Below are 1,275 nucleotides of genomic sequence, written 5' to 3'. Positions count from 1 at the left end.
TAATCAATAACCTTAAAAAAGAAGGCAACAGTCCTTACGGATACAAAAATACGACTCCTTTGGCGCAGCTGACAAAAGATTACGGGGCGATTGTGGTAAAAGCCGATTCTGAATTCAAGGATTTGAAATCAGTGCTGGAAGCGGTGAAGAAAAATCCCCGTAAGTTAACGTTTGCAGGAGGTTCGGCTCCGGGATCGATGGATCATTTGATCTCGATTCTTCCGGCATATGAATCCGGCTTGGATCCAACCAAGCTTAAATACGTATCGTACGACGGGGGAGGAGAAGCGATTACGGCATTGCTTGGCGGAAATGCAGATGTAATCGGGACGGATGCATCCAGTGTCAGGGAGTTTTTAAAAGCAGGAAAGATTAGAGTACTGGCCGTAACCTCGACCGAACGTTTGGGCGGAGATTTAAAGGACATACCGACGGCAAAGGAACAGGGGGTTGATGCTGAATTCACGATTTGGAGAGGCGTCTTTGGTCCTGAGAATATGTCAGAAGAAGCAAAAACCTATTGGGACGGAACCATTGCCAAGCTAGTTGAAACTTCTGAATGGAAAAAGGAAGTGGAAGTTCAAGGCTGGGAACAAGAATATAAAAATAGTGAAGAATTCAACAAATTTTTAGTAGAACAGGAGAAACAGGTGCAGCAATTATTGGAAGCTTTAGGAATGGAAAAATAATCGCGAAGAAGGAGGTGCGTTCACCTTCTTCTTATTTTCTGAAATGGAGGGATTGTTATGGACGTTAAATTTGATCGTTTTGCATCTGTAGCCTTTCTGGCTGTCGGCTTGCTGTTCATGATCGGAAGCAGGAAGCTCGCCAGTTCGTCTTATGGAAGCTCGGTAGGGCCGGATATTTTTCCCTTTGTATTAGGGCTCGTTCTTGCTGCTTTAAGCATTCGCCTGTTCTATGAGTCATATCGGGGCAAGAGACAAAGTTCGAGTAAGGAAAAGCTGGAGTATAAGCCGTTCATCATCATTTTTCTCTCAACCTTGATTTATATTTTGACCTTGGAAACGATAGGGTATGTCATTACGACCTTTCTGTTTTTGTTTGTTTGCTTTCAAACGATGGAACGCAATAAGTGGGTGACATCACTCATCATTTCCGCAGGATTTTCCGGAATCATTTATTTTTTATTCGTGAGTGTTTTAAAGGGAACGCTGCCGGGTTGGCCAATTTGGTTTTCTTAAAAGAAGGGGGAAAAGGAAGTGGGAACTTTTGATTATTTAATACATGGCTTCGAAACGGCACTTACTTGGTATA

Annotated in this window: 2 protein-coding genes; both read left to right on the top strand. The window is 43.0% G+C overall.

The window, feature by feature from the left end; all coding sequences use genetic code 11:
- Positions 1-689, top strand: a 689-nt coding sequence (locus tag CVN76_RS05635; RefSeq protein WP_100530570.1) for a Bug family tripartite tricarboxylate transporter substrate binding protein, incomplete at its 5' end; no start/stop codon positions are given.
- Positions 690-746: 57 nt separating this feature from the next.
- Positions 747-1,202, top strand: a complete 456-nt coding sequence (locus tag CVN76_RS05630; RefSeq protein WP_100530146.1) for a tripartite tricarboxylate transporter TctB family protein — start codon at positions 747-749, stop codon at positions 1,200-1,202.
- Positions 1,203-1,275: the final 73 nt, after the last annotated feature.

This window comes from Bacillus sp. mrc49 (genome assembly GCF_002803435.1).
Note: the sequence above shows the minus strand (reverse complement) of the source record. Positions and strands in the feature narration are given on the sequence as shown.

What these genes read in the sequence shown, in the direction of transcription:
- CVN76_RS05630 (WP_100530146.1), top strand. Translation starts at nt 747, where the DNA reads ATGGACGTTAAATTTGATCGTTTTGCATCTGTAGCCTTTCTGGCTGTC.